Source organism: Microbacterium sp. APC 3901 (assembly GCF_030407765.1).
Lineage (GTDB): Bacteria > Actinomycetota > Actinomycetes > Actinomycetales > Microbacteriaceae > Microbacterium.
In genome coordinates, this window is record NZ_JASDCU010000010.1 from 48,211 (window position 1) to 68,835 (window position 20,625).

Genomic DNA, 20,625 nt, shown 5'->3' on the forward strand with positions numbered 1-20,625 from the left:
ACGGCTCCGCCCCTTCCGCGTGTGCGGCGTAGGCTCGGGATCGACACGGTCGACGGATGCCAGGCTCCCGACGTGTCGCTTGAAACTCAGAATCAGCTAAACTGACACTGAGTCGCACACGTTTCGAAGGAGAACCGCATGCAGATCCAGGGCTCGAGTGCTCTCATCACCGGCGGTGCGTCCGGTCTGGGCCTCGCCACCGCACGAACGCTCGCCGCCGCGGGCGCCGTCGTCACGATCCTCGACCTGCCGTCGTCGGCCGGAGCCGAGATCGCCGACGAGATCGGCGGAGTCTTCGCGGGCGGCGACGTCACGAGCGCTGACGATGCCGCCGCGGCCGTCGCCGCAGCTCAGGCCGCAGCACCGCTGCGCATCGTGGTCAACTGCGCCGGCATCGCGCCGCCGGCCAAGGTGCTCGACCGTGAGGGAAACCCCGCGGTGCTCGCCGACTTCGAGCGCATCGTGCGCATCAACCTCGTCGGCACCTTCAACGTCCTCTCACAGGCGTCAGCCGTGATCGCGAAGAACGATCCGACGGACGACGGCGACCGCGGCGTCATCGTGAACACCGCGAGCGTGGCGGCCTTCGACGGTCAGATCGGTCAGCCCGCATATTCGGCCTCGAAGGGCGGAGTGCACGCCATGACCCTCCCGGTCGCTCGCGAGCTCGCCCGCTACGGCATCCGCGTCTGCACCATCGCCCCGGGCATCATGGAGACGCCGATGCTGATGGGCCTCCCGCAGGCCGCACAGGACTCGCTCGGCCAGCAGGTGCCGTTCCCCTCGCGCCTCGGACGCCCCGACGAATACGCGGCCCTCGTGCAGCAGATCGTCGAGAACGGCTATCTCAACGGAGAGACCATCCGCCTCGACGGCGCGATCCGCATGGCGCCGAAGTAACCCGCAGCACCCACGCTTCAAGGAGAATCCATGTCACTGGCAGGCAAGACCATCCTGATGTCCGGCGGAAGCCGCGGCATCGGCCTCGCGATCGCCCTGCGCGCCGCGGCCGACGGCGCGAACATCGCGATGCTCGCGAAGACCGACACCCCGCATCCGAAGCTCGAGGGCACGGTGCACTCGGCGGCCGAGCAGATCAGGGCCGCCGGCGGCCAGGCGCTGCCGATCGTGGGCGACGTGCGCGACGACGATGACATCACCGAGGCCGTGATGAAGACGCAGGGCGAGTTCGGCGGCATCGACATCGTCATCAACAACGCCAGCGTCATCGACCTGTCGCGCTCGCTCGACCTCGGCGCGAAGAAGTACGACCTCATGCAGGACGTGAACGTGCGGGGAACCTTCATGCTGTCGCGCGCGGCCGTGCCTATTCTCAAGGACGCCGAGAACCCGCACATCCTGTCGCTGTCGCCGCCCCTGAACCCCACGCCGAAGTGGCTCGGCGCGCACACCGGGTACACCCTTGCGAAGTTCGGCATGACGATGGTCACGCTCGGTCTCGCGGCGGAGTTCGCCCGCGACGGCATCGCCGCCAACACGCTCTGGCCGCGCACGACGATCGCGACCGCCGCCGTGCAGAACCTGCTCGGCGGCGACAAGGTCATGGCCGCGAGCCGCACGCCCGACATCTATGCCGATGCCGCCTACGCAGTGCTGCTCAAGCCGGCGGCCGAATACACCGGCCAGACGCTGATCGTCGAGGATGTGCTCGAAGCAGACGGCGTCACCGACTTCTCGAAGTACGCCGCCGTGCCGGGGACTCCCGACGACCGACTGTTCCCCGACATCTTCCTCGACTGACGCGTCGACAGGCTCAGCGACCCGGAGGCCCGAAACGGCGGGCAGATCAGACGAGCAGGTAGACGGCACCGGCGATCGTGAGGACGATCACGATGCGGTCGAACAGCACCTGGTTCATGCGCCTCGCCAGGCGGATGCCGCCGAGGGCGCCGAGCACGACGAGCGGCGCCAGCACCGCATCCATCAACAGCACGTGTCCGTCGAACAGGCCGAGCCCCGCGAGGAACGGGATCTTCACGAGGTTGATGATCGCGAAGAACCAGGCCGAGGTGCCCAGGAACACCTGAACGGGTGTGCGCGTCGCGAGAAAGTACATCGACATGACGGGTCCGCCGGCGTTCGCGACCATCGTCGTGAACCCGCCGAGCGTGCCGTAGACGCCGGAGAGCACGATGCCCCCGGGTGCCGGGGTCACGGCATCCGCCGCCCGGTTCTGCCGCCACCGTCTCCACAGGGTGATGGCGATCATCGCGAGCAGGATCACGCCGATCGCGCGACGCACGATGCCATCACCCGCGATCGCGAGGAACGCGAAGCCCGCCAGAAGCCCTGCGAGCACGGCCGGCGCCAGCCGCAGCAGCGTCGGCCAGTGCGCGTGGCGACGGTAGGTGATCAGGGCGAACACGTCGCCGACGATGAGCAGCAGGAGCATCGCGGCGGTCGACGTGCGCGCGGGCAGCACGGTCGCGAACAGGGCTATCGCCAGGATGCTGCCGCCGGGCAGTGCCGTCTTCGAGATGCCGATCGTGACCGCGGCGAGGCCGAGTGCGGCCCACGCGAGGGGGGCGAGTTCGATCACCGGGTGATCAGCGTTCCAGCAGCGCGACGATCGCGTCGTAACCGCGCTCTGCGGCGAGGTCGCGGGGAAGGACACCGTCGCCGTCGCGGATCGTGGTGTCGGCGCCACCGTCGATGAGCGCGCGCACGACGTCGACGTAGGCGTCGGATCCGTCGCCGAGGACGATCGCCTCGTGCAGTGCCGTCCAGTGCAGGTTGTTGACGTGATTCGGGTCGACGCCCGCTTCGAGCAGGATCTCGACGGTGGCGAGCAGCCCCCGTTCGGATGCCGGGATCAGCGCTGTGCCTCCGAAGCGGTTCGTGCTGGTGAGGTCGGCGCCGTTGTCGAGCGTGAGCCGCAGGATCTCGTCATGCCCGCGTGCGCCCGCGTAGAGGTACGCGGAGTCCTGGATGTCGTCCTTCGCGTTCACGTCGGCTCCCGCCTCGATCAAGACGCGTGCGGCGTCGACGCGGTTCTCCTTCGTGGCGGCGACGAGAGCCGTCATGGCGCCGTCGGCGCGGGCCTCGATGTCGGCTCCTGCGTCGAGGGCGGCGCGCACGGCATCCGCGTCGCCCGCGGATGCCGCGGTGAGGAGATCACGGGTGGCATCAGACATGGGGGACTCCTCAGCTGCGGGCGTGGGCGAGCGCTGCGGCGAAACGCGCCGAGCGCTGCTCGATGTCGGCCCAGTCCGATGCGGCGAGCGAGGCGCCGTTCGCGAGGTCGCCGCCCGCGCCGACCGCGACGGCACCGGCGCGGAACCACTCGGCGAGGTTGTCGGGGCTGACGCCGCCCGTCGGCATCAGCGGGGCGTCGGGGAAGGGCCCCCGGAGCGCACCGAGGTACGAGGGGCCGCCGAGCGAGGCGGGGAAGATCTTGATCACGTCGACGCCCAGTTCGAGTGCGCCCATGACCTCGGTCGGCGTCATGGCGCCGGTCATCACGACGCGATCGGTGTCGAGCATCGCGCGGGTCAGCGCGGGAAGAGTCCCGGGGCTCACCAGGAACTCCGCGCCGGCGTCCGCGGCGAGTGCGGCCTGCGCGGCGGTGGTGACGGTGCCCGCGCCGATGTAGGCGGCGTCGCCGTGGCGCGCGATGAGCTCGCGGATCACGGCCGGTGCGTCCGGTGTCGAGAAGGTGACCTCGATGCCGGTCACCCCGCCGCGGATGATCGCCTCGGACGCCTCGAGGGCGAGCTCGGGCGAGGGCGCGCGGAGCACGGCGAGGACGCCGGCGGCGCGGGCGCGGGAGAGACGGTCGGGCATCGGGGCTCCTTCGGTGGGGGATCGCATCCATTCTCCCCGACCGTAACCTGTAATTACAAGTGGCGAGGGTGCGGCCAGGCCTCGACGACGTCCTTCGATTCCTTGAGGCCCAGGCCCGTGTGCTCGCGGACGAGCTTGATCGCCTGGATCTTCTGGTCGTCGGACACGAGGCGGTCGACCTCGGATGAGACGGATGCCGGAAGCGCGCCACGCACCGACGACGGCGTCGCCGTGATCGCCGAGCGCGCGGCCGACGCGTTCGACACGGCGGCGAGATGCGGAGCCGTGGTGCTGACCGACCAGTGGTCGATCCGGTCCTTCGCCTCCTGCAGACGCACGCCCGTGTGCTGACGGTAGAGCTTGATGGCGTGGATCTTGTGTCCCGAGGCGACGAGCCGATCGATCTCGGCGATCGCCGCAGGAGTCAGCTGCGACGCCGAGGCGGTCGATGTCGCCGTGGAGGCCACCGAGCGGGCCATCGTCGGGGAGGGCGTGAACACGTGGGGCTCGGGAGACCGGGGGCGCATCGCCCGCAGCGCTGCGCCGATGATCACCACGCCGACCCCGATGGCGAGGATGACCGCGCCGACAGCGATGATGATGTCCATCCGCTCAGTCTAGGGACGCACGTGGCCCCGCCCCAGGGCCTTCCCACCCGGCACCGCGTACCCTGGAGATATGACCGAGACTCCCCGCACGCGCGAGACGCGCCCCGCCACGGCACCCGCGTCGTCCCGTTCGGGGGCCGTCCGCTCCACCAAGACGCCGCAGGTGCGACCTGCGACCGAGGGCTGGACCCAGCAGAAGGATGCCGAGGGGCGCCCGCTGCTGCAGTTCGCGAGCCCCAAGCGAGGCAAGCCGCCGGTGCACCTCGCCGACCTCACGCCCGCCGAGCGCATCGAGAAGGTCAAGGAGCTCGGCCTCCCCGGCTTCCGGGCGAAGCAGCTCTCCACCCACTACTTCCGCCACTACACGTCGGATGCCACGGAGATGACCGACCTCCCCGCCGACACCCGCGAGCAGCTCGTCGCCGGGATGCTTCCGCCGCTGCTCACCGAGGTCCGCCGCCTCGAGACCGACCGCGGAGACACGATCAAGTTCCTCTGGCGTCTGCACGACGGCGCCCTGGTCGAGTCGGTGCTCATGCGGTACCCCGGCCGCATCACGCTGTGCGTCTCGTCGCAGGCCGGATGCGGCATGAACTGCCCGTTCTGCGCCACCGGCCAGGCCGGTCTCACGCGCAACATGTCGACCGCGGAGATCATCGAGCAGATCGTGCGCGCCAACCGCTTGATCGCCGACGGCGGTCTCGGTGGCAAGAAGTCCGATGACCACTCGATGGAGCGCGTCTCGAACATCGTCTTCATGGGCATGGGCGAGCCGCTCGCCAACTACAAGCGCGTGATGGACGCGGTGCGGTCGATGGTCGCCCCGCAGCCCGACGGTCTCGGCATGAGCGCGCGCGGCATCACGGTGTCGACGGTCGGACTCGTGCCGGCTATCAAGAAGCTCGCCGACGAGGGCATCCCCGTCACCTTCGCGCTGTCGCTGCATGCACCGGACGATCACCTGCGCGACGAGCTCATCCCGGTGAACTCCCGCTGGAAGGTCGATGAGGCGCTCGACGCCGCCCGGTACTACTACGAGAAGACGGGTCGCCGCGTCTCGATCGAGTACGCGTTGATCAAGGACATGAACGACCATGGCTGGCGTGCCGACCTGCTCGCCGACAAGCTCAACGAGCGCGGCCGTGGTTGGGTGCACGTCAACCCGATCCCGCTGAACCCGACCCCCGGGTCGATCTGGACCTCGTCGGAGCCCTCGGTGCAGAACGAGTTCGTGCGTCGACTCAATGACGCCGGCATTCCGACGACCCTCCGCGACACCCGCGGCAAGGAAATCGACGGTGCGTGCGGTCAGCTCGTCGCGACGACCGAGGACGAAGCGGCGTCGGCCGCGATGGCCTGAGCGCCTGCGCCGCGACCTCGATCGCGGATGCCGTCTCGGCGCCCGAGTGACTCGGCTCGATCGAGCCATGAGGTGATGCGCTCGGGGCTCGCGTCCTTGACGCCCAGCATCCGGGTGGTGCGCACCGAACGGACGCCGCAGAACCGCAGCGTGCCGCGGGCGACGTGCGTCTGTGCGGGAAGGCCCGTGAAAGGCGTCAGGAACCACGGGGTGTCGGCCAGCAGGAACAGGCGGCCGTTGCGCGCAGGCAGCAGACCCTCGGGCATTCCGAGCGTCGAGTAGCGGTACTCCTGCTGCGGCAGCAGCGCCCGGTCGAAGAAGCCCTTGAGCAGCGCGGGCACCGAGCCCCACCACAGCGGCGTGAACACGGTGACGGTCGCGGCCTCGGCGAGGGCGCGCTTGGCGTCGATCAGGTCGGGCTCGAGCTCCATGCGCCGGCGATAGCCGAAGCGCAGTGACGGATCGAAATCGAGATCGCGCAGAGCGAGGACGCGCGCATCTCCGTGCGCTGCGGCGTACCGCCGGGCGAGCTCGGCGGTGAGGGAGCGGGCGTCGGGGTGGCCGTCGATGATCAGGGCGGAAGACATGCGGACTCCTATGTTGACAGTGTCAAGCAGTGGTGGACACTGTCAAGATAGGCAACAATGTTGCTTGTGTCAAGTTCCCGATCCGGCTATCACCACGGCGACCTCGCCCACGCGCTCGAGGCGGCGGCGATGCAGCTGCTCGCCGAGAAGCCTGCGGGGGAGATCAGCCTCCGCGAGGTCGCCCGCGCCGCAGATGTGAGCCACAACGCCCCGTACCACCACTTCTCCGACCGTCGCGGGCTGCTCAAGGTGCTGGCCGAGCGCAGCATGGCCGACCTCGTCGCCGCGGTGCGCGTCGCGATCGAGGGGGCATCAGGCCCGGCATCCGCCGTGATCGAGGGCGGCGGCGCGTACATCCGCTACGCGGTCGAGCATCCCCACGGCTTCGACGTCATCTACGACCCCACGGTCTGCATCCCCGGTGAGCCGAGTGAGACCATGGCCCCGTTGATCGCCGAGCTCGAAGAGCTGCTGGGGGCAGCATCCGTCACCGCGGGGCTCGACGAGCAGAGCGTGACCGGGGTATGGGGCCTCGTACACGGACTCGGAACGCTGTGCGCCGCGGGGCACTTCTCGCTCGATGACGCCCTCGCCGCGAGCGCCGACGCGCTCACTCGCATGCTCCCGCGCTGACCCCTCGCGGGGTCGCCGGCGGCCCTGCAGAGGCGGAAACACAGGGTTCGTGCACGTTTTCCACAGGCGACCTTTCGTAGATTGTCGGAATGCCCTATTCCGCTCACCGCCCCGGACGGTTCGATTCGCAGGGTCGGATCATCCTCGACAGCGACCCGAACGCTGACACGGACGACCTCGACTTCCTTCGTGCGTACGAGCCCACCGGCGCCGATCTGCAGGCGCCGGACACGGTCGACCCCGGGCGCGGCGGTGAGGCGGAAGCGGACGCGGAGCCGGATGCCGCGGCATCCACCCCTCCCGCGCGCGAGAAGAAGCCCCGCCGGCAGCCCCGCGAGCGCACGCCGCGCGTGCCGGGTTCGCGTCTGCGCACGCTCGCGATCCTCGGCGGAGCGGACGGCGAGATCCTCGACCGGGTTCCCGGCGAGACCCCACGGTTCGTGCAGATGTTCTTCGTGCTCGCCGGAACCGCACTGGTCTCGGCGATCTCGATGCTGTTCGCGTTGACGACCGGAGTGCAGGCCGCGATCTGGCTCGCCGTGCCGCTGGCGGTCGTCTGGGCGCTGATCATCTTCAACCTCGACCGGTTCCTGACGTCGACCATGTCGTCGACCCGCAACGTCTGGAAGCTCATCGGGCTCGCGATCCCCCGCGTGATCATGGCCGCGATCATCGGCTTCGTCGTCGCGGAGCCGCTCGTGCTGCAGATCTTCCACAACGACATCGCCCGCGAGGTCGCCGCCACGAACATCACGCAGGCGCAGTCCGACCAGGAGGCGTTGGAGACGGGCCCCGAGAAGAAGGCGCTGGATGCGGCATCCGACCGCGTCGCCGAGCTCGAGAACCAGGCAGCCACCGGAATCGTCGCCGGCACCGACTCGTCGTCGGCGACGGAATCCGCCGCGCAGGCGACGGTCGACGACCTCACCGCCAAGATGACCGCCCAGCAGGCCGTGATCGACCAGGCGCGCATCCTGTACCAGTGCGAGCTCACGGGTGAGGGTGCAGGCACCGTGCCGGGCTGCACCGGCGTGAACGGCGAGGGTGCGAGCTCGGATGCCGCCGAGGCCCAGCTCGCCGAGGCGCAGCAGACCTACGACGCGCTCGCCGGGCAGCTGCGCACCGCCAACGAGGAGCTCGCCGCGGCCGGCACCGCAGCCAAGGAGAACACCAGCACGTCGGAGACGCAGAACCGCGAGGAGGCGCAGTCGCAGCTGCCCGCGGCGCGCGACAGCTATGACGCGGCGCTCGACGCGTACAACGCCCGGGCCGAGTCCGTGGCATCAGGCAATGCGGGAGCGATCGGTCTGCTGAGCCAGATCAGCGGCCTCAACCGACTGAGTGAGAAGGAGCCGACGATCCTGTGGGCGCACATCCTGATCGCCGCGCTGTTCTTCATGATCGAGCTGCTGCCGGTGCTCGTCAAGGTGCTCACGTCGTACGGCGACCCGTCGCTCTACGAGAAGGCCGCCGCGATCCGCAGACAGGTCGCACTCGACAAGGTCACGGCCGAGGGATTCCGCGACAGGGCGGCGATCGTGACGGTGCAGTCGGAGGGCATGCAGGCCGATGCCTCGCCGGCCGAGCCGCAGACCCGGGCCGAGCGCAAGGAGGCCGCCCAGGCGGCGCAGGAGCGGTCGCGGGTCGAGGAGCGCGAGCTCGCCGAGAAGCGGGCGCAGGCTCAGACGCTCGAGGAGCAGGAGCAGCTGGTCGAGCCGCGGGTCTGAGACCGGTCACGGCGATCAGGCCCCGGTGTCTGTGGTGGCGGGTAGCGTTGTCGCATGGTCAACTATCGCTATCTCGGCAACAGCGGTCTCAAGGTCTCTGAGATCACCTACGGCAACTGGGTCACGCACGCATCGCAGGTCGAAGACGACGCCGCCGTCAAGACGGTGCACGCGGCGCTCGACGCCGGCATCACCACATTCGACACGGCCGACACGTACGCCAACACCGCGGCGGAGGTCGTGCTCGGCAAGGCCCTCGAAGGACAGCGCCGCGAGGGTCTCGAGATCTTCACGAAGGTCTACTTCCCGACCGGTGCCAAGGGCCCGAACGACACCGGGCTGAGCCGCAAGCACATCCTCGAGTCGATCAACGGCTCGCTGAAGCGCCTCGGCACCGACTACGTCGACCTCTATCAGGCGCACCGCTTCGACTACGAGACGCCGCTGGAGGAGACGTTCCAGGCGTTCGCCGACGTCGTCCGTCAGGGCAAGGCGCTCTACATCGGCGTCTCGGAGTGGACGGCCGAGCAGCTGCAGGAGGGTCACGCGCTGGCGAAGCAGCTCGGTGTGCAGCTGATCTCGAACCAGCCCGAGTACTCGATGCTGCACCGGGTGATCGAGGGCAAGGTCGTGCCCACCTCGCAGGACCTCGGCATCTCGCAGATCGTCTGGTCGCCGATGGCCCAGGGTGTGCTGTCGGGCAAGTACCTGCCGGGTCAGCCGGTACCCGACGGGTCGCGTGCGACGGACTCGAACAGCGGCGCCGACTTCATCAAGCGATTCCTGCAGGACGACATCCTGACCGCGGTGCAGCGGCTCAAGCCGATCGCCGAGCAGGCGGGCCTGTCGATGCCGCAGCTGGCGATCGCGTGGGTGCTGCAGAACCCGAACGTCGCCGCGGCACTCGTCGGTGCCTCGCGTCCCGAGCAGCTGGCCGACACGGTCAAGGCCTCCGGCGTGACACTCGACGCCGACACCCTCGCCGCCATCGACACGGCTCTGGGCGACACGGTCGACCGAGACGTCGAGGTCACCTACTCGAGGTCGCCGAAGTCGCGCCTGGTCTGACCTCCGCACGACGAAGGCCGCCGTTCGTATGAACGGCGGCCTTCGTCGTGCGCGGGCGGCGGCTACTCCTTGACGGCTCCGGCGGTGAGGCCCTGCACGATCCAGCGGCTCGCGAGAGCGAACATCACCATGGTCGGCAGGATCGTCAGCACGGCCGCAGCCGACATCGAACCCCAGTCGATGTTGAACGTCGAGATGAAGCCGTTCAGCGCCGAGGGCACCGTGCGGTTCGCATCGGTGTTCATCAGAACCACCGACAGGAACAGCTCGTTCCAGCAGTTGACGAAGTTGAAGATGAACGCCGCGATGATCCCCGGGGTCATCACCGGCACGAGTACGCGGAACAGAGCGCCGAAGCGCGAGCATCCGTCGATCATCGCCGCCTCTTCGAGGGCGTCCGGGACGTTCTCGAAGAACCCGCGCAGCATGACCGTGGAGAACGGGATGCAGACCGCGATGTACACGAGGATCAGGCCCGGCTTGGTGTCGACCAGGCCGAGGTCGGTCATCATCGAGTACAACGGCCCCAGCGCGATGAACGCGGGGATCATCTGGGTGAGCAGGAACGCGACCAGCACCGTGCCCTTGCCGCGGAACTCGAATCGGGCGATCACGTAGGCGCTCAGCAGCGCGATCAGCGTCGCCACCGCGCCGGCGATCGTGGCCACGATCGCGGAGTTGGCGAGGAAGACCCCGAACGAGCTCTGCTGGAACAGAGTCACGTAGTTGTCGAGCGACGGCTCGCTCGGCCAGTACTCGATCGGGAACGAGTTGATCGTGCCCGGTGACTTGAACGACGTCAGTGCGATCCAGTACAGCGGGAACAGCGTGATGACGAGCCAGAGCAGAAGCCCGACCACACGCACGACGCCGCCGACCGACACCTTGCGCTTCGGGCGAGGAGCCTTCGCGATGTCGGGAACGGTGAGACGCCGGGTCTCGGTGACTGTTGTGCCGGTGATGGTCATCGCTGCACCTTCCGCATCGCCATCAGGTAGAACGCGCAGAACACGAACAGGAACGCGACGACGATGAGTCCGATCGCACTCGCGATGCCGTAGTTGCCCTGCTGCGTGTAGTTGATCATCCACGTCGTGATGATGTGCGTCTGGTTCGCCGGCCCGCCGTTGGTCATCGCGTAGATGATGTCGGGGAAGTTGAAGATCCAGATGATGCGCAGCAGGATCGTCAGCAGCAGCGTCATCGAGATGTACGGGATGATGATCGAGAACAGCTGGCGCACCTTGCCTGCGCCGTCGAGGCTCGCTGCCTCGAGCATCTCATCGGGCACCGACTGCAGCGCCGCGAGGATCATGATCGCGAAGAACGTCACGCCGTACCAGATGTTGGCCACGATGACCGCGAACATCGCGAGCTTCGGATCTGCCAGCCAGGGGAGCGGGGCGTCGATGAGGCCGGCCTTCATGAGCAGGTCGTTCACGACACCGAACTCGGCGTTGAACATCCATCGGAACAGCATGCCGATCAGGAAGCCCGACACCGCCCACGGGAAGAACACGAGCGCCTGGTAGAGCCCGCGGAAGCGGAACCGCTTGCGCAGTGCGAGCGCGATCAGGAAGCCGATCACCAGCTGAGGCACGAGCGAGCCGACGACCCAGAGCACCGAGTTCCACGCGACGACCGGGAATGCCGGGTCCTGGAAGACGGTCACGAAGTTGTCGAAGCCCACCCACGGGGTCGAGGTGAGGTCCCAGAGGTTCCAGTCGTGGAAGGCCATGCGTGCGCCCTGCAGCATTGGCCAGTAGGTGAACCAGCACACGAACACGATCGCCGGGGCCATGAAGGCCAGCAGCGTCAGCGCGTGGCGGCCACGGAACGGGCGGCGCCGGCGGGATGCCGGGGAGGCCCCGCCGGCGGTGCCGACGGAGCCCCCTTCGAGAGTGGTCCGGGTCACGGATCAGCCCTTTTCCGCTGCGTACTTCTCGGTCCAGAAGGTGTCCCACGACTCGAGCAGCTCGCTGGTCGACATGTTGCCGAGCAGCACGTTCTGCACGTCCTGGTCGGACTTCTGGATCCACTCGGTCCACCAGCTGACACCACGCGGCTGCTGCACGTTGACGTATGTCTCGGGGTCTTCGGTCATCGTGACGTAGCTCGTCCACGGGCCGGACGAGTAGAACTCGTCATCCGCCGCCTCCGTGATGATCGGCACGAGGCTGTTGGCCTGCGCGAACTCGGTCGCGGGCTCGGCCGACGAGAGGAACTCGACGAGCCTGACCGCGGCATCCTGGTGCTCGCTGTTCTCGGCGACGCCCCAGCCGGCGACCGCCAGCGGCTGTGCGGCCTTGCCCGACGGGCCGACGAGCAGCGGGGCGGTGTCCCACTGGTCCTCGGTCAGCGAGGAATCCTGCACCGTGGCGATGACCTCGGGATCCTGCAGCAGGAACGCCGTGGTGCCGTTGGTGAAGCCGGCCACCATCTCGGGGTAGCCCCACGACACGGCGGAAGGCGGCGAGGCCTCTGTGAACAGGTCGAAGTAGTCGTCGACGGCCTCTTGCGCCTCGGGGGCGGCGAAGATCGTCGATCCGTCCTCCATCAGGAACGCGTCATCGACGTCGAGGCCGTCGATCGTGTAGGCCTCGATCGCCGCGACCACGTTGCTGTTCGCGTTCGCGCCGCCGCGGAACGCGTAGCCGTAGATGTTGTTCGAGGGGTCCTGGATCGCGCTGGCCTGCTCGAGCAGGTCCTTCCAGCTGTGCGGAGGACCGTCGAAGCCGGCCTCCTCGACCAGGTCGGTGCGGTAGAAGAGCGACAGGCCGTAGAAGCCGTAGGGCACGAAGTAGCTCTTGCCGTCGGCGGCCACCGACGCGGCCTGTGCGTTGTCGGTCAGGGCGTCCCAGCCGTCCCACTTCTCGAGGTCGCCCGAGATGTCGTGCAGCCAGCCGTTGTTCGCGAACGGGCCGACCGTGATGTCGCGGACCTCGAGCACGTCGACGCCCTTGCCCGACTGCAGCATCTGCTGGATCTTCGCGTCGGCCTGCTCGGTGGGCGGGGAGACGAGCGTGACCTTGATGTCGGGATTCTCCTTCTCGAAGTCGTCGAGGAGCCCGCGGAGCAGGTCGGTGCGCGCAGGGTTGGTCAGGCTCTCGACCATCTGCAGGGTGACGGTGCCGTCGGCGGATTCGCCGCCGCTTGCGGAACAGCCGGTGAGCGCGAGTGCGGCGACGGTGCCGATTCCCGCGGCGGTCGTCAAGATTCTGTTCTTCTTCACGAGGTGCCTCTCAGTTGGTGATGGGTGTGGGTCGGGTGGTGGGTGGAGCGGGTGGTCGGGTCAGGTGACGATGATCGAGTCGGGGGTGCGGATGCCGGCTCGGCGGAGGATCTGCGGAATGCAGCGCTCGACGAAGGCCTCGAAGTCCGACGCCTCGGTGTACAGGTGCGCCGAGAGGCGGAAGTACCCGATGCCGCGGAAGCTCGTGAACGCGGTCTCGACGCCGGTCTCGTCGAGCAGATCCATGCGCAGGGCGTCGGCCTCTTCGCGGGTCGACCCGAGCCCGAGCGGCAGGCGCACGAGCCGCATCGACGGCACGGGAGAAGGCAGCGGGGTCAGGGGGTCTTCGTCGCCATAGGGGCGCAGGCCCTCGGCGATGATCTCGGCTCCGGCATCCGCCATCTGCGCCATCGCCCGGCGGGCGTGGTGCCAGCCGAACTCGCGCTCGATGAACTCGATCGATGCCGGGGTGGCGAGATAGGTCGTCGCGTCGATCGTGCCCTGGGTGTCGAAGCGCTCGGGATAGGGCTCGTTCGCGGCCCACGAGTCGATGAGCGGCCAGAGGTCATCGCGGTCCGGTGCGGTCGTGACCAGCAGCGCCGAACCGCGCGGGGCGCAGGGCCACTTGTGCAGGTTGCCGAACCACCAGTCACCGCCGGCGACGGCCGCGGCATCCGCCACCAGGCCCGGAGCATGCGCGCCGTCGACGAGAGTGCGGATGCCGCGCTCGGCGGCGAGCTCGGCGATGCGGCGGGTCGGCAGCGTGCGGGCCGTGGGTGACGTGATCTGATCGACGACGATCAGGCGGGTGGCCGGGGTGAGTGCGTCGGCGAAGCGCTGCACGACCTCGTCGTCGGACGCGAGCAGCGGCAGCTCGACGGCGCGGACGGATGCTCCGAAGCGGCGGGCCAGGCGCTGCGCGCCCATCGTGATCGCGCCGTAGCCCTGGTCGGTCACGAGGATCTCGTCGCCGCGCTCGAGGTGCAGGGCGTTGTAGACGACGGTGGCCGCGGCCGAGGCGTTGGGCACGAAGACGCTGTCTTCAGCGTGGGCGCCCAGGAAGGGCGCTGTGCGCTCTCGGGCGGCGCGCACGCGCTCGGCGATGCGGGGGAACCACTCGACCGGGCTGAGGTCGGCTCGGCGCCGCAGAGCATCCTGCTGCTCGACGACCGCGGTGGGCACTGCGCCGAACGAGCCGTGGTTGAGGTGGATCACGTCGGGATCGAGCGGCCACGCATCACGGGCTCGGATGCCGGAGTTCAGCGTGAGCGGTGCGGGGAAGAGTGGTGCGGGCATCGGTCCTCGTCGGTGCGTCGGGGGAGTTGTTGCACAACTTTGCCACAGAGGTTCCGATATGGCTATGGAAAGGTGAAGATGAAACATAGTTGTCATACGAATTTGATGCAGAGCGCGGGTCCGACAGACTCGCAGGGGAGCGGCCGGTGTCAGGGAGGATCACGATGAGCGCTTTGGATACGGCTCTGCACGGGCTGCGTGCGCTGATCGCCGACGGCGCGCTGCGCCCCGGCGACCGCCTGCCCAGCGAGGGCGAGCTGTGCGAGACGCTGGGCGTCTCACGAGGTTCGCTGCGCGAGGCCATCCGCATGCTGGCCGCACTCGGGGTGCTGGAAACCCGCCACGGCTCCGGCAGTTACGTCAGCGAGCTGCGCGCCGCCGACCTGATCGGCAGCCTCTCGCTGACGGTCGGGCTGCTGCCCATGGCCGGAGTGCTCGAGCTCACCGAACTGCGCCGCGTGCTCGAGCCGCATGCCGCCGCGCTCGCCGCCGCCCGCATCGACTCCTCGACGCTCGAGGAGCTCGGCGCGGTGCTCGATGAGATCGAGGCCAGCGACGACTTCGAAGATCACTCGCGGCTCGACCACGCCTTCCACATGACGATCTCGAAGGTCGCGGGCAACGACGCCCTCACGAGCCTGATCGACGTGTTGCGCTCACGATCGCGGGCGTATCGGATTCCGGATGCCGGTGATGCCGCCGAGCTCAAGCTGCACTCGGACGCCGGGCACAGGGCGATCCTGCGAGGACTCGCGGCGGCCGACCCGGTCGCGGCGTCCGCTGCGGCATCCGCGCACGTCGCCCAGACCGAGTACTGGGTGCGGCGCTACACCGACACGGTCGAGCCTGCGCCCGTGGCCGAGTGAGCGGGGCTCCTGACCCGATCTGCGGGCGTCGCCCCGATCTGCGGGCCCATCCCGCCGATCCGCCCGCTGATCGCGACGAGGTCCGCTGATCGGGCGGCTTCTCAGCTCGACCGAGGGCCGAAACGCAGCACGTTCGTGTTCCGACGGACGAAGCCGACCGACTCGTAGAGGCGCAGCGCCGATTCGCGAGACGGACGGGACGTCAGATCGAGCGTCGGCAGTCCCCGCCGTTCGGACTCGTCGATGATCGCCTCGAGCAGCAGACGGGCGATGCCTCGTCCACGTACGCTCTGATCGACCACGACGTCTTCGATGCTGCCGTGCCATCCGGTCAGGAGCGGGGCGGTGGCGAGCGTGGCCATCCCCACGATCCGGCCTGACTCGCGCGCGACGAAGAGGTCTGCGTCGGGCGCCTCGAGCAGCGAGATCACTCGTTCCGCGTCGAATCGAGCGGTCGACGAGAGCTGGGGGAGAAGGGCCTCGATCCGCTCGAGGTCAGTCGGTGTGAGGCGATCCGCGATCGAGATGCTGAGTCCATCGGCCATGGGTGAGAGCTCAGGCGAGGGTGATGTCGACCTGGATCTCGGTGGCGATGCGCTCGAGGTCGCGGCGCAGCGCGTCGAGGTCGACCGACTCGGGAACCCGGGCGATCACGGATGCCTCGAACAGGCGTCCGCCGGCCATCGCGGCATCCCGGGTCTCTGTCGCCAGCTCCTCGATGCTCAGGTCATGCGCGCTCAGCACGTTCGACACTTCGCGGACGATGCCGGAGCGGTCGTTGCCGAGCACGCGGATCTCGAGCACCTGGTCGTCGGCGTCCGCCGCGGGTGCACCGGTCAGAACGGCGAGAGTGAGCAGCCCCTGCCCCTGCAGTTCGCGGAGTGCGGTCTGGAGCCCCTCCGAGTGCTCGGGTGCGACCGAGACTTCGATCACCCCGGCGAAGGTTCCGGCGAGCTCGGCGAGTGAGCTGTTCTCCCAGTTGCCGCCGTGGGCATCGACGACATCGGCGACCGCCGCGACGAGACCCGGACGATCGGCACCCGCGACAGTGAGGATGAGAGTAGTCATGCGGCCAGCGTAGCCGTTCACAATTCAGCATCACCGGTCGGATCCCGAGCGAAACGGGTGGCCAGGTGGCCGATCGACGGACTCGGTGCTGAATCGTGAACGAGCAGGCCAGTCGAACCCAGCTCAGTCGCCCCAGACGCCGCTGTCGAGGAAGCGGTCGAGCCGCGCACGATGCGGGGCGAGGTCCCAGCCCTGCTCGGCGACCCACACATCGTTGAAGTACGTGCCGGCATAGCGGATGCCGCTGTCGCAGATGAGCGTGACGATGCTGCCGGTCTCGCCCGCTGCACGCATGCGCGCGATCAGCTGGAACGCCCCGTACAGGTTGGTGCCGGTCGAGCCGCCGGCGAGGTGCAGCGTGCGCTCGCGCAGCATCCGGATCGCGGCGATCGAACCCGCATCGGGAACGCGGATCATCTCGTCGATCACGCTCGGCACGAACGAGGCCTCGACCCGGGGCCGGCCGATGCCCTCGATGCGACTGGGGCGCCCGGCAGGCGGATCGACGGTTCCGGCCCATCCGTCGTAGAACGCAGACCCCTCAGGGTCGACGACGGCGATCTGCGTCTCGTGGCGGCGGTACTTCACATAGCGGCCGAACGTCGCGCTCGTGCCGCCGGTGCCTGCGCCCACGACGATCCATCGGGGGATCGGATGCCGTTCCTGCGACAGCTGGCTGAACACGCTCTCGGCGATGTTGTTGTTGCCTCGCCAGTCGGTGGCACGCTCGGCGAAGGTGAACTGGTCGAGATAGTGACCGTGGCATTCGGACGCGAGACGCTGGGCCTCGGGAGACATGTCCTCTGCGCGATCGACGAAGTGGCAGCGTCCGCCGTAGAACTCGATGAGGTCGATCTTCTCCTGGCTCGTCGACCGCGGCACGACGGTGACGAACGGCAGACCCAGCATCCGCGCGAAGTACGCCTCGGAGACGGCGGTCGAGCCGCTCGACGACTCGACCAGCGTCGAGTGCTCGGTGATGCGACCGTTCACGAGTCCGTAGAGGATCAGCGAGCGCGCGAGACGATGCTTGAGCGACCCGGTGGGGTGGACCGACTCGTCTTTCAGGTACAGATCGATGCCCCACTCGGGCGGCAGCGGGAAGAGGTGCAGGTGCGTGTCTGCGCTGCGGTTCGCGTCGGCTTCCAGCAGGGCGATCGCGGTGCTGGTCCAGTCGCTCATGCTTCGAGCGTAACGCTCCTCTATCTGGCGGAGTAGCCGCCCTCGCCCGTCTCGCCGTCGTAGGTGAAGACCTCGTCTTCGAGGGTGATCTGGATGTCGTCGCCGAGCGGCTGTTCAGCGAGCAGGCGTTCTTCGAGCATCGTCATCCGTTCTTCGTATTCCTGCGCCTGCGTCTCGTCGACGCCCCAGATCGTCGCGACCTTCATGTCGGTGAGGAAGTACAGGAAGGCCGACACCGCGGTGCGGTTGAACTCGGTGTCGGGGATGCGCTCCCACAGTGCGCCGCTGTCGCGCAGGCGCTTGTACTCGTCGATCTTCGCCTGGAGGACGTCGGCTATTCCGGACGCATCGGCGTCACCGGGTTCGTCGGCGGGCGGATCCTCGGTGGACGGCCCGTCGGAGGGCGCGCTGGGTGCTGCGGCCGTCGCGGAGGGCATCGGCGCGGCGACCGGCTCGCGCGAACCCACCAGCAGACTCACGGCCACGCCGATTCCGACGGCGATGATCAGCACGAATGCCGCGACCGCCGCGATCACGATGCCGAGGGTCCTTCCCGAGCGCGAGGGAGGGGTCGGAGGTGTGGAGGGGTAGGGATACGCGGCGCCGTAGGGGGCGGATGCCTGCTGGCCCGCCGGGTACTGCCCCGGTTGCTGCGCCGGGTACTGCCCCGGTTGCTGTGGCGGGTACTGACCCGGTTGCTGCGGCGGGTACTGCCCCGCGGCGTACGGAGGCAGCGGCGGCGCGGGAGGTGCGACGGGCGCGCCGGATGCAGGCGGCGGGGACGCGGGGGATGCCGGAGGCCCGCTCAGGGGCGGTGCCAGCGGAATCGACGACGACAGGTCGCCGGGCGCCGCGGGCGGTGGCGGCGGGATGACCGGTTCGGATTCCGAAGCCGGTGGATGCGCGTCGTCGACCATCGTGTCTGCCCCCCTGCTCGCATCGCCCGGTGCGACGCGTGCTCCGCTGCCAGGCTAGCGGCCTCGGCGGATTCGGCTAGCGAACCGTGCCTGCGCGCGAGGTGCCGCCGTCGTCGTCGACGTGCAGCAGCGAGGCCTGCGACTGCTCCTGCTGCAGCTGGAACTCGAAGCGGGAGCGATCACCGCGGTGGTGGGCCACGAAGTACTCGATCGGGATGCCGTCGGCGGCCCGACTCACGCTGCGCAGCCGCAGCAGGGCCGAGCCGGCACTCACACCGAGATGCTGAGCCTGCTCGTGGGTCGCCACCGTCGCCTCGGCCGAGCGGACGCCGCTGGTCGCCACGATCTCGTGATCGGCGAGCAGGCGGTACAGGGATCGCTCCGACAGGTCGACGCCGAGAGTGACGCCGCCGACGGCATCCGGCATCCACGTCGTGGAGAGCGACCACGGCTCGCCGTCGACGTGACGCAGGCGGTCGAGCACCACGACCGGTGCGCCGACCTCGACCTCGAGGGCCGCCGCGATCTCGTCGTCTGCCAGCGTCTGCTCGTGCCGCAGCACGTCGCTGTGCACATGCCCGCCGCGGCGCTCGACGTCGTCGTACAGGCCGACCAGCGTGTGCACGAGGCTCTCGCTCGTGCGCGGGCGCGACACAAAGGTTCCCTTGCCCTTGACCCGCTCGACGAGCCCCTCGTGCTCGAGCTGGGCGAGTGCCTGGCGCACGACCGTGCGTGAGATGCCGTAGCGCTCGCACAGACGATGCTCGCCCGGCAGCGGGTCGCCCGGCTGCAGGCCGTCTCTCGAGATGCCCTCGATGATCAGCTGACGCAGCTGGTCGTACATGGGTGCCGCGGAGTGGCGGTCGATCGTGTCGTGCATGTCAGTACGCCACCCCCGCGTGCAGGATCACATTCGCGTACGGCGTGAACTCGCCCGAGCGCACGAACGCGCGCGCCGAGTGCGTGAGCTTCTTGAACTCGACGTGCGGGATCAACTCGATCTCGAAGTCCTGGTCGGCGAAGCGCTCGCGCAGCGCAGCGAGCACCTCGGGGCTCTTCTCGGCGACCTCCTCCGACACGGTCGCACCCTCGACGACGAGTTCGGCGAGCACGGTGTCGAGCACATCGAAGAAGGCCGGAGCGCCCGGCCGGTAGGCGAGGTCGATGCGCTCGGAACCCGGCGGAATCGGCAGCCCGGCGTCGGTCACCACCAGCAGATCGGTGTGCCCCGTCTCGCTGATCACGCGCGAGAGGGCGGGGTTGATGGTCGTCGCTGTCTTGCGCATGATGTCTCCTCGGGGGATGTCAGTGGGCTTCTCGGGCGGCCAGGAACGCCTCGACGTCGGCGCGCAGCGGCAGGCTCGGCGAGGCGCCCTGCTTCGTGACGGCGAGGGCACCGGCCGCGGTGGCGATGCGCACGGCATCCGTCAGCTCCAGCCCGTTCGCCAGCGCGGCACCGAGGTAGCCCGCGTACGCGTCACCCGCGGCCGTCGTGTCGACGGCCTCGACAGGGAAGGGCGGGACGACGGATGCGCCGTCAGCCGTCACGACGCATGAGCCCTGCCCTGCGAGCGTGATCACGGCTGCGCCGACGCCGCGGTCGAGGAACCAGCGTCCGGCGAGCGCGGCCGAATCGGCGTCCGTCACCTCGATGCCGCTGAGCACCGATGCCTCGGTCTCGTTCGGCGTCACGATGTCGATGTTCGCCCACACCGCGTCGTCGAGCGGAGCGGCGGGTGCCGGGTCGAGGATGACGGTCATGCCGTGCTCGCGTCCGCGCGACGTGATGTGGGCGGTGAGCGCCGAGGGGGTCTCGAGCTGGGTGAGCAGCACCGACGTGGTCGGGGCGAGGGCTGTGAGCGCCGCGTCGATCTGCTCGGTGCTGAGGGCGGCGTTGGCGAGGGGCACCATCACGATGTCGTTCTGCGCCGAGGCGTCGACACGGATGTGCGCGATGCCCGTCGGGCCGGGCACCGTGCGAAGGTGCGCGAGGTCGACGCCGGCCTCGCTCAGCCCGTCGACGACCAGGTCGTGGAAGAGGTCGTCGCCGACGCACCCGACGAAGCTCGTGCGGGCGCCCGAGCGTCCGGCCGCGACGGCCTGGTTGGCGCCCTTGCCGCCGAGCATCAGGGTGAACTCGTCTCCGAGGATGGTCTCGCCGCGGGCCGGAAGCCGGGTCGAGAAGGTCGTCACGTCTGCGGTCACACTGCCGACGATGACGACGCCGGTGCGATCGGGCGAGGTGGCGGCTGTCATGGCACTCCTGATCGTCGTCGA

The 20,625-nt window shown here is 68.9% G+C and carries 23 protein-coding genes; 7 read left to right on the forward strand and 16 right to left on the reverse strand.

Features of this window, described 5'->3' with window-relative positions; genetic code table 11:
- Nucleotides 1-138: 138 nt before the first annotated feature.
- Both QMA07_RS10705 and QMA07_RS10710 read left to right on the forward strand, forming a co-directional pair.
- A complete protein-coding gene (locus QMA07_RS10705) occupies nt 139-900 on the forward strand; it encodes an SDR family NAD(P)-dependent oxidoreductase (protein WP_290161684.1) in 762 nt (253 codons plus the stop codon).
- Nucleotides 901-930: 30 nt separating this feature from the next.
- Nucleotides 931-1,761, forward strand: a complete 831-nt coding sequence (locus QMA07_RS10710; protein ID WP_290161686.1) for an NAD(P)-dependent oxidoreductase — start codon at nt 931-933, stop codon at nt 1,759-1,761.
- 46 nt (nt 1,762-1,807) lie between these two features.
- On the opposite strand, the gene QMA07_RS10715 is transcribed toward QMA07_RS10710, so the two are convergent.
- From QMA07_RS10715 to QMA07_RS10730, 4 genes are read right to left on the reverse strand one after another with little or no spacing between them, the layout of a single operon-like run.
- A complete protein-coding gene (locus tag QMA07_RS10715; RefSeq protein ID WP_290161688.1) occupies nt 1,808-2,560 on the reverse strand; it encodes a sulfite exporter TauE/SafE family protein in 753 nt (250 codons plus the stop codon).
- A 7-nt stretch (nt 2,561-2,567) separates the two neighbouring features.
- A complete protein-coding gene (locus QMA07_RS10720) occupies nt 2,568-3,155 on the reverse strand; it encodes an ankyrin repeat domain-containing protein (RefSeq protein ID WP_290161690.1) in 588 nt (195 codons plus the stop codon).
- 10 nt (nt 3,156-3,165) lie between these two features.
- The gene (eda, locus tag QMA07_RS10725; protein WP_290161692.1) at nt 3,166-3,804 is read right to left on the reverse strand and encodes a bifunctional 4-hydroxy-2-oxoglutarate aldolase/2-dehydro-3-deoxy-phosphogluconate aldolase; all 639 of its coding nucleotides are present in this window, start codon (nt 3,802-3,804) and stop codon (nt 3,166-3,168) included.
- Between the two features lie 53 nt (nt 3,805-3,857).
- Nucleotides 3,858-4,412, reverse strand: a complete 555-nt coding sequence (locus QMA07_RS10730) for a ribosomal protein L7/L12 (protein ID WP_290161694.1) — start codon at nt 4,410-4,412, stop codon at nt 3,858-3,860.
- Nucleotides 4,413-4,482: 70 nt separating this feature from the next.
- On the opposite strand from QMA07_RS10730, the gene rlmN reads away from it, so the two are divergent.
- Nucleotides 4,483-5,772: a 23S rRNA (adenine(2503)-C(2))-methyltransferase RlmN gene (rlmN, locus tag QMA07_RS10735; protein WP_290161696.1), complete on the forward strand. Its 1,290-nt coding sequence runs from the start codon at nt 4,483-4,485 to the stop codon at nt 5,770-5,772.
- Here the strand turns inward: rlmN and QMA07_RS10740 are convergent.
- The gene (locus tag QMA07_RS10740) at nt 5,721-6,359 is read right to left on the reverse strand and encodes an NAD(P)H-dependent oxidoreductase (RefSeq protein WP_290161698.1); all 639 of its coding nucleotides are present in this window, start codon (nt 6,357-6,359) and stop codon (nt 5,721-5,723) included. The genes rlmN and QMA07_RS10740 overlap by 52 nt on opposite strands.
- A gap of 66 nt (nt 6,360-6,425) precedes the next feature.
- Between QMA07_RS10740 and QMA07_RS10745 the strand changes: the two genes are divergently transcribed.
- The 3 genes from QMA07_RS10745 to QMA07_RS10755 all read left to right on the forward strand — a co-directional run bounded on the left by QMA07_RS10745 (nt 6,426) and on the right by QMA07_RS10755 (nt 9,787).
- Complete coding sequence (locus tag QMA07_RS10745; protein ID WP_290161700.1) at nt 6,426-6,992, forward strand: TetR/AcrR family transcriptional regulator; 567 nt, start codon at nt 6,426-6,428, stop codon at nt 6,990-6,992.
- An 89-nt stretch (nt 6,993-7,081) separates the two neighbouring features.
- Entirely contained in the window at nt 7,082-8,719 is a 1,638-nt protein-coding gene (locus QMA07_RS10750; RefSeq protein WP_290161702.1) for a DUF4407 domain-containing protein, read from the forward strand.
- 54 nt (nt 8,720-8,773) lie between these two features.
- A complete protein-coding gene (locus tag QMA07_RS10755) occupies nt 8,774-9,787 on the forward strand; it encodes an aldo/keto reductase family protein (protein ID WP_290161704.1) in 1,014 nt (337 codons plus the stop codon).
- 62 nt (nt 9,788-9,849) lie between these two features.
- On the opposite strand, the gene QMA07_RS10760 is transcribed toward QMA07_RS10755, so the two are convergent.
- From QMA07_RS10760 to QMA07_RS10775, 4 genes are read right to left on the reverse strand one after another with little or no spacing between them, the layout of a single operon-like run.
- On the reverse strand, nt 9,850-10,755 hold the full coding sequence (locus QMA07_RS10760; protein WP_290161706.1) for a carbohydrate ABC transporter permease: 906 nt from the start codon (nt 10,753-10,755) through the stop codon (nt 9,850-9,852).
- A complete protein-coding gene (locus QMA07_RS10765; protein WP_290161707.1) occupies nt 10,752-11,702 on the reverse strand; it encodes a sugar ABC transporter permease in 951 nt (316 codons plus the stop codon). The genes QMA07_RS10760 and QMA07_RS10765 overlap by 4 nt, the downstream gene beginning before the upstream one ends.
- A 3-nt stretch (nt 11,703-11,705) precedes the next feature.
- A complete protein-coding gene (locus QMA07_RS10770) occupies nt 11,706-13,019 on the reverse strand; it encodes a sugar ABC transporter substrate-binding protein (protein ID WP_290161710.1) in 1,314 nt (437 codons plus the stop codon).
- Nucleotides 13,020-13,079: 60 nt separating this feature from the next.
- Nucleotides 13,080-14,315, reverse strand: a complete 1,236-nt coding sequence (locus QMA07_RS10775) for an aminotransferase class V-fold PLP-dependent enzyme (protein ID WP_290161712.1) — start codon at nt 14,313-14,315, stop codon at nt 13,080-13,082.
- A 164-nt stretch (nt 14,316-14,479) separates the two neighbouring features.
- On the opposite strand from QMA07_RS10775, the gene QMA07_RS10780 reads away from it, so the two are divergent.
- Entirely contained in the window at nt 14,480-15,181 is a 702-nt protein-coding gene (locus QMA07_RS10780; protein ID WP_290161714.1) for an FCD domain-containing protein, read from the forward strand.
- Nucleotides 15,182-15,282: 101 nt separating this feature from the next.
- On the opposite strand, the gene QMA07_RS10785 is transcribed toward QMA07_RS10780, so the two are convergent.
- The 7 genes from QMA07_RS10785 to QMA07_RS10815 form a co-directional block, all read right to left on the reverse strand.
- Complete coding sequence (locus tag QMA07_RS10785) at nt 15,283-15,726, reverse strand: GNAT family N-acetyltransferase (protein WP_290161716.1); 444 nt, start codon at nt 15,724-15,726, stop codon at nt 15,283-15,285.
- 10 nt (nt 15,727-15,736) lie between these two features.
- The gene (locus QMA07_RS10790; RefSeq protein WP_290161718.1) at nt 15,737-16,249 is read right to left on the reverse strand and encodes an ACT domain-containing protein; all 513 of its coding nucleotides are present in this window, start codon (nt 16,247-16,249) and stop codon (nt 15,737-15,739) included.
- A 123-nt stretch (nt 16,250-16,372) separates the two neighbouring features.
- On the reverse strand, nt 16,373-17,431 hold the full coding sequence (locus QMA07_RS10795; protein WP_290161720.1) for a PLP-dependent cysteine synthase family protein: 1,059 nt from the start codon (nt 17,429-17,431) through the stop codon (nt 16,373-16,375).
- Nucleotides 17,432-17,451: 20 nt separating this feature from the next.
- Entirely contained in the window at nt 17,452-18,348 is an 897-nt protein-coding gene (locus QMA07_RS10800) for a hypothetical protein (protein WP_290161721.1), read from the reverse strand.
- Nucleotides 18,349-18,424: 76 nt separating this feature from the next.
- Nucleotides 18,425-19,228 (reverse strand): GntR family transcriptional regulator, encoded by an 804-nt coding sequence (locus tag QMA07_RS10805; protein WP_290161722.1) that lies wholly within the window; start codon nt 19,226-19,228, stop codon nt 18,425-18,427.
- 1 nt (nt 19,229) lies between these two features.
- The gene (gene rbsD, locus QMA07_RS10810) at nt 19,230-19,634 is read right to left on the reverse strand and encodes a D-ribose pyranase (RefSeq protein ID WP_210096044.1); all 405 of its coding nucleotides are present in this window, start codon (nt 19,632-19,634) and stop codon (nt 19,230-19,232) included.
- A gap of 19 nt (nt 19,635-19,653) precedes the next feature.
- Entirely contained in the window at nt 19,654-20,604 is a 951-nt protein-coding gene (locus QMA07_RS10815) for a ribokinase (protein WP_290161723.1), read from the reverse strand.
- Between the last annotated feature and the right edge of the window lie 21 nt (nt 20,605-20,625).